Here is a 14,894-nt window from a genome sequence, read left to right on the forward strand (position 1 = left end):
AGCCTTACCCCCTTTGAATTTTAACCTCCTGCTCCACCTTGCCGCAAAAGCTGCGCAGCATTTGCAGCCCAGCCTCGCCGCTCTTTTCCGGGTGGAACTGGCAGGCCCACAGATTCCCCTTCTCCACAGCGGCATGGATGGTAACACCGTATTCCGCTGTGGCGGTAACTACATCCTCCTCTGCCTGTAAGTAGTAAGAGTGGACGAAATACACAAAAGGATCCGCCCCCTGGCCTGCAAACAGTCCCCCGGGCCTCCGGATATCCAGGCTGTTCCAGCCGATGTGGGGGATTTTTAAGCCCGGTCCCTCCGGCAGGCGCACAATCTTCCCCTTAAGAACCCCCAGCCCCGGCACCCCGGGGGATTCCTCGCTGCTTTCAAAGAGAACCTGCAGGCCCAGACAGATGCCCAAAAAGGGCCTGCCGCTCTGAATGTATGCTTTAATAGGCTCCTCCAGTCCCTGGGCGCGAAGATTTTCCATGGTGTCTCCAAAAGCCCCCACGCCGGGGAGGATGGCGGCTTTGGCAGCTAGAAGCACAGCGGGGTCAGATGTAGTCTGGCAGTCGCAGCCGATATAGCGCAGGGCCTTTTCCACGCTTTGCAGGTTCCCCGCGCCGTAGTCGATGATGGCGATCATAAACTTCACCTCTCTGCTTTAGTAAAGGAATTATACCATTTTTCCTGGCGTTTGGCAAGCGGGCTTTACTTCGGGACAGGGGTGTGGTAAAATTTTCTACAAAGGAGGTGCTTCCATGAAAAATACTGTGAAAGAAGACTGGAAACGGCGGATTTACGTAGCTTTTACTCTTCTCCTTGCTATGCTGGTAATCATGGCCCTGTGGCGTTATGGACGCTCTTTTGCCAAGGTTTTGCAGATTGGCAGTGAAGATGTGGGTCGTATCGTAGTAGTCCGCAGAGGCACTTCGGATTTGGAAATCACTGACCGGGAAACGATCGACACGCTCATGTCCATCATCAACTATTTCCGCTACCAGGCATATTATGACCGCAGCAACATATCCGGATGCCTTAGCGAACGCTACATGATGCTATATAGCCAGGAAGGCCGGGAACTTTCCCGCCTAACCTTTACAGATCAGAGTGTTATGATCTATTCAAATGATATTTATTTGAGCAGCACTCCCTATTTTGAACCTTTTTGCCGGGAGCTTCACCTAAAAACAGTCTAAAACAAAAAGCGCGACCCTTACGGGCCGCGCTCGTTTTGCTTTAGAAAGATTTGAACCCCCAGATTAGGAATTGATAGCGGTAACAACGCCGGAGCCAACAGTACGGCCACCCTCACGGATAGCGAAACGCAGGCCCTCTTCAATGGCGATGGGAGTAATCAGCTCAACGTCCATCACAACGTTGTCACCGGGCATGCACATCTCGGTGCCTTCGGGCAGGGAGATAACGCCGGTAACGTCAGTGGTACGGAAATAGAACTGAGGACGATAGTTGTTGAAGAAGGGGGTATGACGGCCACCTTCATCCTTGGTCAGCACGTACACCTGGCCCTTGAACTTGGTGTGGGGGTTGATAGAGCCGGGCTTAGCCAGAACCTGACCGCGCTCGATGTCAGTGCGCTGAATGCCGCGCAGCAGAACGCCGATGTTGTCGCCAGCCTCAGCGTAATCCAGCAGCTTGCGGAACATTTCAATGCCGGTAACAACGGACTTGCGGGTCTCGTCGTTGAGGCCAACGATTTCAACTTCCTCAGACATCTTGAGCTGGCCACGCTCCACACGGCCAGTAGCCACAGTGCCGCGTCCGGTGATGGTGAACACGTCCTCAACAGGCATCAGGAAAGGCAGGTCAGCCTTGCGCTCGGGAGTGGGGATATAGCTGTCAACAGCCTTCATCAACTCCAGGATGGGAGCATAGGTCTCGTCAGAGGGATCCTTGCTGTCGCACTCCAGAGCTTTCAGGGCAGAACCCTTGATGATGGGGGTGTCGTCGCCAGGGAACTCGTACTCGCTGAGCAGGTCGCGGATTTCCATCTCAACCAGCTCCAGCAACTCCTCGTCGTCTACCTGATCGCACTTGTTCATGAACACAACAATGCTGGGTACGCCCACCTGACGGGCCAGCAGAATGTGCTCACGGGTCTGGGGCATGGGGCCGTCAGCAGCGGAAACCACCAGGATGCCGCCGTCCATCTGGGCAGCGCCAGTGATCATGTTCTTCACATAGTCGGCGTGGCCGGGGCAGTCCACATGGGCATAGTGACGTGCGTCAGTCTGATACTCCACGTGGGCGGTATTGATGGTGATGCCGCGCTCCCGCTCTTCGGGGGCCTTGTCGATATTGGCGTAATCCATGAAGTCAGCGTCGCCCTTCATAGCCAGCACCTTGGTGATAGCAGCGGTCAAAGTGGTCTTGCCGTGGTCAACATGGCCGATGGTGCCAATGTTGACATGGGGTTTATTTCTTTCAAATTTTGCCTTTGCCATTGGGATTTGCCTCCTTTTATTGAAACAAAATGCTTTTCTTGCTCTTATGGTTCATTGTACCAACAATGAACGGAAAAATCAAGAGATATTTTCCTTTATTCAGACTTTTTGCCCCGCTCCGTCATGATCTTCTCAGAAATGTTCTTGGGCACCTCCGCATAGTGGGCAGGCTCCATGGTATACTGGCCGCGGCCCTGGGTCTTGGACCGCATGTCTGTGGCATAACCGAACATCTCAGAAAGGGGCACTTCGCTGTTCACCTGCTGTGCGCCGGGCAGGGCGTCCATGCCCAGAATCATGCCGCGGCGGGAGTTCAGGTCGCCGATAACGTCGCCCATATACTCCTCAGGAGTGATAACAGTTACCTTCATAATAGGCTCCATCAGTACAGGGTCAGCCTTGCGCATAGCCTCTTTGAAGGCCATGGAACCGGCAATCTTAAAGGCCATTTCAGAGGAGTCCACTTCATGGTAGGAACCGTCATACAGGCTTACCTTTACATCCACTACGTTGTAGCCAGCCAGAACGCCAGCCAGCATAGCGCCTTGGATGCCCTGGTCAACAGCGGGGATATACTCCTTCGGGATCGAGCCGCCCACAATGTCATTGCTGAACACATAGCCTTCGCCGGGGTTCGGCTCAATGCGGATCTTAACGTGGCCATACTGGCCCTTACCGCCGGACTGCCGGGCATACTTGGTGTCTGCCGAAGCTTCCTTGCGGATGGTTTCCTTATAAGCAACCTGGGGCTTGCCCACATTTGCCTCCACCTTGAACTCGCGCAGAAGGCGGTCTACGATGATTTCCAGGTGCAGCTCGCCCATGCCGGCGATAATAGTCTGCCCAGTTTCCTCATCGGTGTAGGCCTTGAAGGTGGGGTCTTCCTCGGCAAGTTTAGAGAGGGCAATGCCCATCTTTTCCTGGCCAGCCTTGGTTTTCGGCTCAATAGCCACGCGGATAACGGGATCCGGGAACTCCATGGATTCCAGAATAACCGGGTGCTTTTCGTCGCACAGGGTGTCGCCGGTGGTGGTGTTCTTCAAACCCACAGCGGCGGCAATGTCGCCTGCGTACACACGATCAATGTCCTTGCGGTCATTGGCGTGCATCTGCACAATGCGGCCCATGCGCTCGTTGTTGTCTTTCACAGAGTTATACACTGTAGAGCCTGCTTCAATAGAACCGGAATACACCCTAAAGAAGCACAGCTTGCCCACATAGGGGTCTGAGGCAATCTTGAAAGCCAGAGCGGAGAAAGGCTCTTCGTCAGAAGAATTGCGCACCACTTCTTCTTCTGTGTCCGGATTCACGCCCTTAATAGCGGGCACGTCTGTGGGGGCGGGCATATAATCCACAATAGCGTCCAGAAGCTTCTGCACGCCCTTATTCTTATAGGAAGTGCCGCAGACAACGGGCACCATGTGGTTGGCAATGGTAGACTTGCGGATGCAGGTCTTGATCTCCTCAATGGTGATCTCCTCTTCCGCCAAATACTTTTCCATCAGGATGTCGTCCAGCTCTGCCACATGCTCCACCATTTCGGCCCGGTACTGCTGGGCTTTCTCCAGCATGTCCGCAGGGATGTCCTCGCAGCGGATGTCCTTGCCCAAATCGTCATAATAGACATAGGCCTTCATTTCCACCAGGTCAATGATGCCCTTGAAGGTTTCCTCAGCCCCAATGGGAAGCTGGATGGGCACCGCGTTGCACTTTAAGCGATCCTTCATCATCTGCACAACCCGGTAGAAGTCCGCGCCCATAATGTCCATTTTGTTGACATAGGCCATGCGGGGCACCTGGTATTCGTCAGCCTGCCGCCAAACGGTTTCAGACTGAGGCTCCACACCGCCCTTGGCGCAGAATACGGTAACAGAGCCGTCCAGCACGCGCAGGGAGCGCTGCACCTCCACGGTAAAGTCCACGTGGCCGGGGGTGTCGATAATGTTGATGCGGTTCTGCTTGCCGTTGCGGTCCGGCCAGAAGCAGGTGGTGGCGGCGGAAGTGATGGTAATGCCGCGCTCCTGTTCCTGGGCCATCCAGTCCATGGTGGCGGCGCCTTCATGGGTTTCGCCTATCTTGTAGTTGACGCCTGTGTAAAACAGGATGCGTTCTGTAGTAGTGGTTTTACCGGCATCAATGTGAGCCATGATGCCGATATTTCTGGTCAATTCAAGTGGTACCTGTCTGGCCATAATTTCCTCCTTCTCGTTACCATCTGTAATGGGCGAAGGCGCGGTTGGCCTCTGCCATCCTGTGGGTATCGTCACGCTTCTTGGCGGCGCCGCCGGCGCCGTTCAACGCGTCGAGGATTTCTCCAGCCAGCCGCTCCCGCATCGTGCGCTCGCTGCGGGTGCGGGAATAGGTGGTGAGCCACCGAAGCCCCAGGGTCTGGCGGCGCTCAGGCCGCACCTCCATGGGCACCTGGTAGGTAGAGCCGCCTACGCGGCGGGACTTACACTCCAGGCTGGGCATTACGTTTTCCATCGCCTGCTCGAAAACCTCCAAAGGCTCCTTGCCGGTCTTTTCCTGCACGATTTCAAACGCGCCGTACACGATCTTCTGGGCAACGCCCTTCTTGCCGTCCAGCATCACGCTGTTGATAAGGCGGGTTACGAGCTTGGAATTATACATAGGATCGGGCAAAACATCGCGCTTTGCCACATTGCCTCTTCTTGGCATGATCTTCCCTCCTTCATAAAATGAATTCATCGGTACTCGAAAGCAAATACTCCCGTTCGGCCATGAGGCATATATATCATAAATGCCATTCCCCGTGTTAGTTTGCACGCGGCAGCCGTTAGGTATTCTTTGTCTTACGAAAAAATGGGCAAATCAGTAAGGGGAAGCTTACTTCTTCGCACCGGCCTTGGGCCGCTTGGCGCCATACTTGGAGCGGGCCTGCATACGCTTTGCCACGCCCTGGGCGTCCAGGGTGCCGCGGATAATGTGGTAACGCACGCCAGGCAGGTCGCGCACGCGGCCGCCGCGAATCATCACCACGCTGTGCTCCTGCAGGTTGTGGCCCACACCGGGAATATAAGCGGTCACTTCAATGCCGTTGGAAAGACGCACACGGGCAATCTTCCGCAGGGCAGAGTTGGGCTTCTTCGGGGTCTGGGTTTTCACCGTGGTACACACACCGCGCTTCTGGGGGGAATCCTGATCGATAGCGCTGCGCTTCTTGGAGTTCCACCCTTTCAGCAGGGCAGGGGCCTTGCTCTTCTTTTCCGCAATGGAACGGCCGTTGTGGATAAGCTGGTTAAAGGTTGGCATATTTGCACCTCCTTGGTATAAAGTATAATAAGTTATATGCACAGGCGGGGAAGCCCCGCCATGCAAACAAAGGAAAAATAGGGAATGCCGTCTGGCAGGCATTTTTTCGAGGTTCTTAAGCCGCCGGAGGCAAAGGGCCTTTTGGGCATACATCTCCCCAAAAGGCCCTCAGCTTTGCATTATAACATCACCGTCTTGCCTGTGTCAAGCTTTTTCCCGCTTTTTTTACAGTAAACCGCTGACGCTCGGGGCCGGATCCTCCTGGGGCAGGCTGGAAAGGGCTTCATCCTCCTCCAGATCCCCCTCTTCGCCCTCCAGTTCCAAATCCATGTCAAAATCGTCATCCTCATCCTCCATGGAAAGATCTGCCTCCGGGACGGGAAGCTCCTGGGGTTCCGGCTCCGGCTCGGGGATGAAGTCGGGCTGGATTTCCACCTCGCTATAGCACTTCATGCCTGTGCCCGCAGGCACCAGCTTGCCGATAATCACGTTTTCCTTCAGGCCAATGAGGCTGTCCACCTTGCCCTTGATGGCGGCGTCGGTGAGCACCCTTGTGGTTTCCTGGAAAGAGGCGGCGGATAGGAAAGAGTCCGTAGCCAGGGAGGCCTTGGTAATGCCCAGCAGCAGGGGGGTGAATACAGCTTCCCGGAGGCCTGTCTCGCCGTTTTCAATGCGGCGGCGGATTTCCTCGTTGGCAAGGAGCACTTCGTTCTTGTCTGCCAGATTGCTTACCAGCAGGCCTGTGTCTCCCGCGTCGTCCACCCGTACCTTCCGAAGCATCTGCCGCACGATAATTTCAATGTGCTTATCGTTGATGTCCACGCCCTGCATCCGGTATACCCGCTGCACTTCCTGGATAAGGTAGTCCTGCACCTCCTGGGTGCCGCTGATAGCCAGCACGTCGTGGGGGTTTACAGAGCCTTCGGTGATGCGCCTGCCCCGCTTGATATATTCCCCTTCCTTTACCGTCAGGCGGCTGCCGAAGGGAATGAGGTAGGAGCGGCTGTCCCCGGTTTCATCGTCCGTCACCACTACATGGCGGTTCTTCTTAATCTCTTCAAAGGTTACCTTGCCGTCAATCTCGTTGATAATGGCCACGTGCTTGGGCTTGCGGCCCTCAAACAATTCGTCGATACGGGGAAGACCCTGGGTGATGTCCTCGGCGCTGGCCACGCCGCCGGTGTGGAAGGTGCGCATGGTAAGCTGGGTGCCCGGCTCGCCAATGGACTGGGCCGCAATAATGCCCACGGCCTCGCCCACCTGCACAGGCTTGCCGTTTGCCAAAGACGCGCCATAGCACTTCTTGCACACGCCGTTTCTGGCCCGGCAGTTTAACACCGAGCGGATTTTAATGCGCTCTACCCCATGGCCGGTGATAATATCTGCGTCGTTATCGTCCATAAGCTTATCTTTGGAAACCAGCACGTTCCCTTCCCCGTCGCAGAAGTCCTCCACCAGATAGCGGCCGATAAGGCGCTCGTGCAGCGGCTCAATAGACTCGGGGCCTGCGGTGATTTCAAAGACCTCAATGCCGTCGTGGGTGCCGCAGTCATCTTCCCGGATGATAACCTCCTGGGAAACGTCCACCAGGCGGCGGGTCAGGTATCCAGAGTCGGCGGTGCGCAGGGCAGTGTCTGCCAGGCCCTTCCGGGCGCCGCGGGAGGAAATGAAGTATTCTAAAATGGTCAGGCCTTCGCGGTAGTTGGCCTTAATGGGAATTTCAATGGTTTTGCCGGAAGTGTTGGAAATGTTGCCCCGCATGCCCGCAAGCTGGTTCAGGTTCGAGATGCTGCCGCGGGCGCCGGAGTCCGCCATCATGAAGATGGGGTTATAGGGGTCAAGGCCCTTCTGCAGGGCAGTGGCCACGTCCCGGGTACACTTATCCCACACCTTCAGCACGCTCTGGTAGCGCTCGTTTTCAGAGAGCAGGCCCTCGTTGTATTCATCGCGGATTTCGTCCACCTCAGCCTCGGCCTCAGCCAGCAGGCGCTTCTTGTCTGCCGGGATGGTGGCGTCGTTTACCGCCACAGTAATGCCGCTGATGGTGGAATATTTATAGCCCTGGGCCTTCATCTCGTCCAGCACCTCGGCAGTGCGCTCTGTGCCATGCACCCGGATGCACCGGTCGATAATCTGCCCAAGCTGCTTCTTGCCCACCAGGAAATCTACCTCAAACTTCAAGGCGTTTTCCGGCAGGCTGCGGTCTACATAGCCCAGGTCCTGGGGGATGGACTGGTTGAAGATCATGCGGCCCATGGTGGTTTCCACCATGCCGGTAACAGCTTCGCCGTTATATTCTACTGTGCGGCGCACCTGGATTTTGGCGTGAAGGCTGATAGCCTTGGCATCATAGGCCATCATGGCCTCGTCCATATTGCGGAACATCTTGCCCTCGCCCGGCTCCCCGTCCTTGTCCAGGGTCAGGTAATAGGAACCCAGCACCATGTCCTGAGAAGGCACAGCCACAGGCCGCCCGTCAGAGGGCTTCAAAAGGTTGTTTGCCGCCAGCATCAGGAACCGGGCTTCTGCCTGGGCCTCAGCGGAGAGGGGCACATGCACAGCCATCTGGTCGCCGTCAAAGTCGGCGTTGTAGGCGGTACATACCAGGGGGTGAAGCTTTAAAGCGCGGCCTTCCACCAGCACAGGCTCAAAGGCCTGGATACCCAGCCTGTGCAGGGTGGGGGCGCGGTTTAACAGCACAGGGTGGTTCTTAATCACCACTTCCAGTGCGTCCCACACCTCGGAACGGGCGCGCTCCACAGACTTCCTTGCTGCCTTGATGTTGCCCACAGCCCCGGTTTCCACCAGCCGCTTCATGACAAAGGGCTTGAAAAGCTCCAGAGCCATTTCCTTGGGCAGGCCGCACTGATACATTTTCAGCTCTGGGCCTACCACGATAACAGAACGGCCGGAATAGTCCACGCGCTTGCCCAGAAGGTTCTGGCGGAAGCGCCCCTGCTTGCCCTTAAGCATGTCGGACAGGGACTTTAAGGGGCGGTTGTTGGGGCCTGTAACAGGCCGGCCCCGCCTGCCGTTGTCGATAAGCGCGTCCACAGCCTCCTGGAGCATCCGCTTCTCGTTGCGCACGATAATGTCAGGCGCGCCCAGCTCCAGAAGCCTTTTCAGGCGGTTGTTGCGGTTTATCACCCGGCGGTACAAATCATTTAAGTCGCTGGTGGCAAAGCGCCCGCCGTCTAGCTGCACCATGGGCCGGATATCCGGCGGGATTACCGGCACAGCGTTTAAAATCATCCACTCAGGCTTGTTCCCGGAAAGCCGGAAGGATTCCACCACCTCCAGCCGCTTTAAAAGCCGTACCCGCTTCTGGCCGTTGGCTGTTTCCAGCTCTTCCTTGAGATCCTTGGCAACCTGCTCCACGTCTATCTCGGAAAGCAGCCGCTGTACTGCCTCCGCGCCCATGGACGCCTCAAAATCGTCCTCATATTTTTCCCGCAGATCCCGGTATTCTTTTTCAGTCAGGGTCTGGTTTTTAGAAAGCTCCCGCACGCTTCCCGGATCGGTTACAATATACATGGCAAAGTACAGCACCTTCTCCAGCACCCGGGGGGAGATGTCCAGAATCAGCCCCATGCGGGAGGGGATACCCTTAAAATACCAGATGTGGGACACAGGGGCCGCCAGCTCAATGTGGCCCATGCGCTCCCTTCTTACCTTGGCCCGGGTGACTTCCACGCCGCAGCGGTCGCAGATCTTCCCCTTATAGCGGATGCGCTTATACTTGCCGCAGTGGCACTCCCAGTCCTTGGTAGGCCCGAAAATGCGTTCGCAGAACAGGCCGTCCCGCTCGGGCTTTAAGGTGCGGTAGTTAATGGTTTCCGGCTTTTTCACCTCGCCGTGGGACCATTCCCGTATCTGATCTGGAGAAGCAAGGCCGATTTTAATAGACTCAAAAGTATTATACTCCATAGCTTATGCCCTCATCCTTTCTGCTTGCTGACTACAATAAATCGTCGTCGTCCAGATTAAAATCGTCCTCCGTAAAGCCCATGTCCTCTTCTTCCTCTTCCTCGTCAAACAAAGGCTCTCCGTTCTCGTCCTCCATGGAATACCCGTCCAGGTCATCTGCCACGTTCTCCTCGTCGAACATGGGATCGCCCCGGTTCAGGCCCATATCATCGTCCTCGTCGAAGTTCTGCTTCAGGTCGATTTCCTCGTTGTCCTTATCCAGCACCTTGATGTCAAGGCCCAAAGACTGCAGCTCCTTAATCAGCACCTTGAAGGATTCCGGGATGCCCGGGGTGGGGATGTTCTGGCCCTTCACAATGGCCTCGTAGGTTTTCACGCGGCCTACCGTGTCGTCAGACTTCACCGTTAGGATTTCCTGCAGGGTGTATGCCGCGCCGTAGGCCTCCAAGGCCCACACTTCCATCTCGCCGAAGCGCTGGCCGCCAAACTGGGCCTTGCCGCCCAGGGGCTGCTGGGTAACCAGGGAGTAAGGCCCGGTGGAACGGGCATGGATCTTATCGTCTACCAGGTGATGGAGCTTCAGGTAATACATATATCCCACTGTAACAGGGTTGTCGAAATATTCGCCGGTGCGCCCGTCCCGCAGCAGGAACTTGCCGTTCTCCTGCAGGCCGCCCATGCGGAAGGCTTCCCGGATGTCGGCCTCGTGGGCGCCGTCGAACACAGGGGTCATAATCTTCCAGCCCAGGGTTTTGGCTGCCATGCCCAGATGGACCTCCAGCACCTGGCCGATGTTCATGCGGCTGGGCACGCCCAGGGGGTTCAGCACAATGTCCAGGGGAGTGCCGTCAGGCAGGAAGGGCATTTCCTCCTCCGGCAGGATACGGGACACAACGCCCTTGTTGCCGTGGCGGCCTGCCATCTTGTCGCCCACGGAAATTTTCCGCTTCTGGGCAATGTAGCAGCGCACCACTTTGTTTACGCCAGGGGACAGCTCGTCGTGGCTGTTCTCCCGGGTGAACACTTTCACGTCCACCACCACGCCATATTCGCCATGAGGCACACGCAAAGAGGTGTCCCGCACTTCCCGGGCTTTTTCGCCGAAAATGGCCCGCAGCAGGCGCTCCTCAGCGGTAAGCTCTGTCTCGCCCTTAGGCGTGACCTTGCCCACCAGGATGTCCCCGGCCCGCACGTCCGCGCCCACCCGGATAATGCCCCGGTCGTCCAAATCCCGCAGCAGTTCTTCGTTGACGTTGGGGATGTCCCGGGTAATTTCCTCCGGGCCAAGCTTTGTGTCCCGGGCCTCCATCTCATATTCCTCAATGTGGATGGAGGTGTATACGTCATTGCGCACAATCTTTTCATTTAAGAGGACAGCGTCCTCGTAGTTGTAGCCTTCCCAGGTCATAAAGCCGATGAGGGCGTTTTTGCCCAGGGCAATTTCCCCGTTCTTAATGGCGGGGCCGTCGGCAATCACGTCGTCCTTCTCCACCCGGTCGCCTACAGACACCACGGGCACCTGGTTAATGCAGGTGCTCTGGTTGGAGCGCATGAACTTGATAATCTCGTAATCGTCGGTGTCGCCGTTGTCCGCCGTCACCCGCACCAGGCTGGCGCTGACAGACTTCACCACGCCGCCCCGTCTTGCCAGCACGCACACGCCGGAGTCCACCCCGGCCTTATATTCCATGCCTGTGCCTACAATGGGGCTTTCTGTCTTAATCAGGGGCACAGCCTGCTTCTGCATGTTGGAACCCATCAGGGCGCGGTTTGCGTCATCGTTTTCCAGGAAGGGGATCATGGCTGTAGCCACAGAAACCACCATCCGGGGGGAGATGTCCATATAGTCGGCCTGCCGGGCGTCCACCTCCACGAACTCGCTGCGGTGGCGGCCCACCACCTTGCTGTTGATAAAATGGCCCTCGCTGTCCAAAGGCTCGTTGGCCTGGGCCACAATGAAATCATCCTCCACGTCGGCGGTCATATAGTCCACGTCCTCTGTAACCCGCCCTGTTTCCTTGTCCACTCGGCGGAAAGGCGCCTCAATAAACCCGTATTCGTTAATGCGGGCAAAGGTGGCAAGATAAGAGATAAGGCCGATGTTGGGGCCTTCAGGGGTTTCAATGGGGCACATGCGGCCATAGTGGGTGTAGTGTACGTCCCGCACCTCAAAACTGGCGCGGTCACGGGAGAGGCCGCCGGGGCCAAGGGCAGACAGGCGGCGCTTGTGGGTCAGCTCAGAGAGGGGGTTTGTCTGATCCATGAACTGGGAGAGGGGAGAGGAACCGAAAAACTCCTTGATAGCCGCCACCACAGGCCGGATGTTAATCAGGGAGTGGGGGGTAAGGGTTTCCAAATCCTGGGCCTGCAAAGTCATGCGCTCCCGGATAACCCGCTCCAAGCGGGAGAAGCCAATGCGGAACTGGTTCTGCAGAAGCTCGCCCACAGAGCGGATCCGCCGGTTGCCCAGATGGTCGATGTCATCGGTAACGCCCAGGCCCACAGCCAGGCAGTTCATATAGTTAATGGAAGCAAAAATATCGTCAATGGTGATGAAGTTGGGGATAAGCTCGCTGTGCCGGGCGCGCAGGGCAGCTTTCAAAGCCCTCTCGTCCTCCCCGGCGCTGTCCAGGATTTCCGCAAGCACCTTAAAGCATACGCGCTCGTTAATGCCGCAGGCTTCTTTGGCGTCAAAATCCACATACTTCTGGATGTCCACCATGCCGTTGGAGAGGATTTTAACCTCCTTGCCCTCCAGCAGCACCACAGCCTCCATAACGCCGGCATCGTCCAGCTTCTCCGCCAGCTCCCGGCTGACGGTTTCCCCGGCCTCTGCCAGCAGCTCCCCGGTAGAGGGATCGGCAATGGGCTGGGAAAGGGTCTGCCCGGTCAGGCGGCCCTCCAGGCGCAGCTTCTTATTATATTTATAGCGGCCCACCCGGGACAAATCATACCGCCGGGGGTCAAAGAACAGGCCGTTGATGTGGGCCTGGGCGCTTTCAATGGTGGGCGGTTCGCTGGGGCGCAGCTTGCGGTAGATCTCAAACAGGGCCTCCTCCATGGTCTTGCAGGTGTCCTTCTCCATGGTGGCCCGGATACGGTCGTCATCCCCGAACACATTGTAAATCTCCTGGTCAGTGCCCAGCCCTAAGCAGCGGATGAACACAGTGATGGGGATTTTCCGGTTCTTGTCAATGCGCACATAGAACACGTCGTTTACGTCGTTTTCATACTCCAGCCACGCGCCCCGGTTCGGGATGATGGTGGAGGAGAACAGCTCCTTGCCGGAGCGGTCGTAGTCCATCTTGAAATACACGCCGGGGGAGCGCACAAGCTGGGAGACGATAACCCGCTCCGCGCCGTTTATCACAAAGGTGCCGCTCTGGGTCATCAGGGGGAAGTCTCCCATGAACACCTCAGACTCTTTGATTTCCCCGGTTTCCTTGTTGAGAAGCCGCGCCGTCACCCGCAGGGCCGCCGCATAGGTGGCGTCCCGCTCCTTGCATTCCGTGACGCTGTAGTTGGGCTTGTCGTCCAGCTTGTAGTCCACAAAGTCCAGCACCAGATTGTTGTTGAAATCCGTTATGCCGGAAACATCGTCGAAAACCTCCTTGAGGCCCTGCTTCAAAAACCACTCGTAAGAGTTTTTCTGAATCTCAATGAGGTTCGGCATTTTGAGAACCTCTTCGATTTTGGAAAAGCTCATGCGGGTGTTCTTGCCCAATTGTACCGGTTTCACATTCACCATTGGCGCAGCCACTCTCCATTCTTTACATATTCTGAAAGCCTTTACACCGGACTTTGTGGGGAAAATCCGGCCCGTATACCGCATTTAGTCTGGAAGCACCCGGCACAGTTTGCAAGTTTTCTCAAAACACTTGATTATTTTTGCATGATGTGCTATACTGGCATTGTGCCATAGGACAAGGCGCTCTTATTGATATTGATACATTATCTAAGTGTATATCATACAGAGGGGCTTGTCAAGCTTTTTTTGCAATTTTTTCCGCCGCTTGGCAGCTTTTTTTGTTTTCAGTTTTTCTCTTGACAAATGCTTACTATTCTTGTATTGTTTAAAAAAAGGAGACAGCGCCTATGAAAAAAATGTTCGCGCTCGTTCTGTCCGCCCTGCTCCTGTTTTCCATAGCGGCCCCGGCCTATGCCTCGGAAACAGGGGATGGCGTAATTGCCCACAGGGTATGGGCCGGAAACCCTGATGCCGCCGATTATTCCCTGCCGGACTGGGCCGTGGAATGCCTCCCTGTACAGGATCCTTCCTATGTGCCCACAGGCAAAACCCACCACCAAAAAGGCGATCACAGCAATGGCTGGTATGTCCAGGCAGAAGGCGTTCTGAGGGCCGCTGTGATAGACAGGAGTGGCAACGTCATAGAGGAACTGCCTGAGGTAAACGACGTTTGCCCCGACTGCCGCAAGGGCATCTGCTCCTCTGCGAATCTGGCGCTTTTGCGGGATGATACAGCCTCATCCCCTTTGGTCAGCGCCATTGTGTCCCCCATCTCCTCCCGCCTCTGCTTCATTCGCTGAAACCACGTAAAAAAGCCGTGCCCACATGGGCACGGCTTTTTTAGTTCCATTTTTTCCCCAGGTAAAACCGGTTCCCTGCTTCCTCTGCCGCCAGAAGATCTCCCTCCCGCAGCATCATCGCCACAAGGCCCGGATAATTCCGGTCGCCCTTTGCCACGCCGGCCTGCTCCAGGGTCACTGCCGCCTGGGGGCTTACGGACCCGGCCTTTTTCAGCTTAGCCAGTATCCTGTTCCGCTTTATCAAAACCAGCGGCACCATCGCAGCAGCCCTCCTTTTCTTCCGCGCAAATCACGTCAAAGGTGTAGCTGTCAAGCTCCCGCCGCACATCTTCGGAAATCTTCTCATAAATTTTATGCAGCCTGCAGTGGGCGCGCCCGCAGCTATACTCCTCCTTCTGGCACCGGCTGAGCATATATTCCCCTTCCACCGATTCGATCACCTGCCGCAGGGTTATCTCCTCCGGACCCATTGCCAGGGTGTACCCGCCCTTTGCCCCTTTATAGGAGCACACCATGCCTTTTGCCACCAGCTCCCGCAGGATTTTTAGGGAAAACCGCTGGGGGATCTGCATTTGCTCGGAAATGGTTCTGGCGTCGCACCGGCAGGGGTGCTTTGTCAGATATTCTACGATTCGTACGGCGTAGTCCGCTTCCAGTGTCATGAACATACGCTACTCCATCATCTTTCCT

11 protein-coding genes are annotated in these 14,894 nt (G+C 56.3%); 2 read left to right on the forward strand and 9 right to left on the reverse strand.

What is annotated here, in order from left to right; translation table 11 throughout:
- Positions 1–4: 4 nt before the first annotated feature.
- The gene (gene hisH, locus VSQ30_RS17425) at positions 5–637 is read right to left on the reverse strand and encodes an imidazole glycerol phosphate synthase subunit HisH (protein WP_334465908.1); all 633 of its coding nucleotides are present in this window, start codon (positions 635–637) and stop codon (positions 5–7) included.
- A gap of 115 nt (positions 638–752) precedes the next feature.
- On the opposite strand from hisH, the gene VSQ30_RS17430 reads away from it, so the two are divergent.
- Entirely contained in the window at positions 753–1,190 is a 438-nt protein-coding gene (locus tag VSQ30_RS17430; RefSeq protein ID WP_334465911.1) for a hypothetical protein, read from the forward strand.
- 63 nt (positions 1,191–1,253) lie between these two features.
- Here the strand turns inward: VSQ30_RS17430 and tuf are convergent, their stop codons facing one another.
- The 6 genes from tuf to rpoB all read right to left on the reverse strand — a co-directional run bounded on the left by tuf (position 1,254) and on the right by rpoB (position 13,404).
- Positions 1,254–2,456 carry an elongation factor Tu gene (gene tuf, locus VSQ30_RS17435; RefSeq protein ID WP_160643891.1) on the reverse strand — a complete coding sequence of 401 codons (1,203 nt, stop codon included), beginning with the start codon at positions 2,454–2,456 and terminating at the stop codon, positions 1,254–1,256.
- 95 nt (positions 2,457–2,551) lie between these two features.
- Positions 2,552–4,648, reverse strand: coding sequence for an elongation factor G (fusA, locus tag VSQ30_RS17440; protein ID WP_334465914.1), 2,097 nt, complete (start codon positions 4,646–4,648; stop codon positions 2,552–2,554).
- Between the two features lie 16 nt (positions 4,649–4,664).
- Positions 4,665–5,135: a 30S ribosomal protein S7 gene (rpsG, locus tag VSQ30_RS17445; protein WP_160643895.1), complete on the reverse strand. Its 471-nt coding sequence runs from the start codon at positions 5,133–5,135 to the stop codon at positions 4,665–4,667.
- Positions 5,136–5,303: 168 nt separating this feature from the next.
- Entirely contained in the window at positions 5,304–5,729 is a 426-nt protein-coding gene (rpsL, locus tag VSQ30_RS17450) for a 30S ribosomal protein S12 (RefSeq protein WP_160643897.1), read from the reverse strand.
- A gap of 225 nt (positions 5,730–5,954) precedes the next feature.
- Positions 5,955–9,656 (reverse strand): DNA-directed RNA polymerase subunit beta', encoded by a 3,702-nt coding sequence (gene rpoC / locus VSQ30_RS17455; protein WP_334465917.1) that lies wholly within the window; start codon positions 9,654–9,656, stop codon positions 5,955–5,957.
- 31 nt (positions 9,657–9,687) lie between these two features.
- Positions 9,688–13,404 (reverse strand): DNA-directed RNA polymerase subunit beta, encoded by a 3,717-nt coding sequence (gene rpoB, locus VSQ30_RS17460; RefSeq protein ID WP_334465920.1) that lies wholly within the window; start codon positions 13,402–13,404, stop codon positions 9,688–9,690.
- A 347-nt stretch (positions 13,405–13,751) separates the two neighbouring features.
- Here rpoB and VSQ30_RS17465 point away from each other — a divergent pair, with 347 nt between their 5' ends.
- On the forward strand, positions 13,752–14,204 hold the full coding sequence (locus VSQ30_RS17465; protein WP_334465923.1) for a hypothetical protein: 453 nt from the start codon (positions 13,752–13,754) through the stop codon (positions 14,202–14,204).
- Positions 14,205–14,244: 40 nt separating this feature from the next.
- Here VSQ30_RS17465 and VSQ30_RS17470 read toward each other — a convergent pair whose 3' ends face one another.
- Complete coding sequence (locus tag VSQ30_RS17470) at positions 14,245–14,463, reverse strand: hypothetical protein (protein WP_334465925.1); 219 nt, start codon at positions 14,461–14,463, stop codon at positions 14,245–14,247.
- On the reverse strand, positions 14,420–14,872 hold the full coding sequence (locus VSQ30_RS17475) for an RrF2 family transcriptional regulator (protein WP_334465927.1): 453 nt from the start codon (positions 14,870–14,872) through the stop codon (positions 14,420–14,422). The genes VSQ30_RS17470 and VSQ30_RS17475 overlap by 44 nt, the downstream gene beginning before the upstream one ends.
- Between the last annotated feature and the right edge of the window lie 22 nt (positions 14,873–14,894).

The sequence above is a fragment of the Acutalibacter sp. JLR.KK004 genome, from assembly GCF_036941085.1.
Classification (GTDB): domain Bacteria; phylum Bacillota; class Clostridia; order Oscillospirales; family Acutalibacteraceae; genus Acutalibacter.

What these genes read in the sequence shown, in the direction of transcription:
- tuf (WP_160643891.1), bottom strand. Translation starts at nt 2,456, where the DNA reads ATGGCAAAGGCAAAATTTGAAAGAAATAAACCCCATGTCAACATTGGC.
- rpsL (WP_160643897.1), bottom strand. Translation starts at nt 5,729, where the DNA reads ATGCCAACCTTTAACCAGCTTATCCACAACGGCCGTTCCATTGCGGAA.
- VSQ30_RS17470 (WP_334465925.1), bottom strand. Translation starts at nt 14,463, where the DNA reads ATGGTGCCGCTGGTTTTGATAAAGCGGAACAGGATACTGGCTAAGCTG.
- hisH (WP_334465908.1), bottom strand. Translation starts at nt 637, where the DNA reads ATGATCGCCATCATCGACTACGGCGCGGGGAACCTGCAAAGCGTGGAA.
- fusA (WP_334465914.1), bottom strand. Translation starts at nt 4,648, where the DNA reads ATGGCCAGACAGGTACCACTTGAATTGACCAGAAATATCGGCATCATG.
- VSQ30_RS17475 (WP_334465927.1), bottom strand. Translation starts at nt 14,872, where the DNA reads ATGTTCATGACACTGGAAGCGGACTACGCCGTACGAATCGTAGAATAT.
- rpoB (WP_334465920.1), bottom strand. Translation starts at nt 13,404, where the DNA reads ATGGTGAATGTGAAACCGGTACAATTGGGCAAGAACACCCGCATGAGC.
- VSQ30_RS17430 (WP_334465911.1), top strand. Translation starts at nt 753, where the DNA reads ATGAAAAATACTGTGAAAGAAGACTGGAAACGGCGGATTTACGTAGCT.
- rpsG (WP_160643895.1), bottom strand. Translation starts at nt 5,135, where the DNA reads ATGCCAAGAAGAGGCAATGTGGCAAAGCGCGATGTTTTGCCCGATCCT.
- rpoC (WP_334465917.1), bottom strand. Translation starts at nt 9,656, where the DNA reads ATGGAGTATAATACTTTTGAGTCTATTAAAATCGGCCTTGCTTCTCCA.
- VSQ30_RS17465 (WP_334465923.1), top strand. Translation starts at nt 13,752, where the DNA reads ATGAAAAAAATGTTCGCGCTCGTTCTGTCCGCCCTGCTCCTGTTTTCC.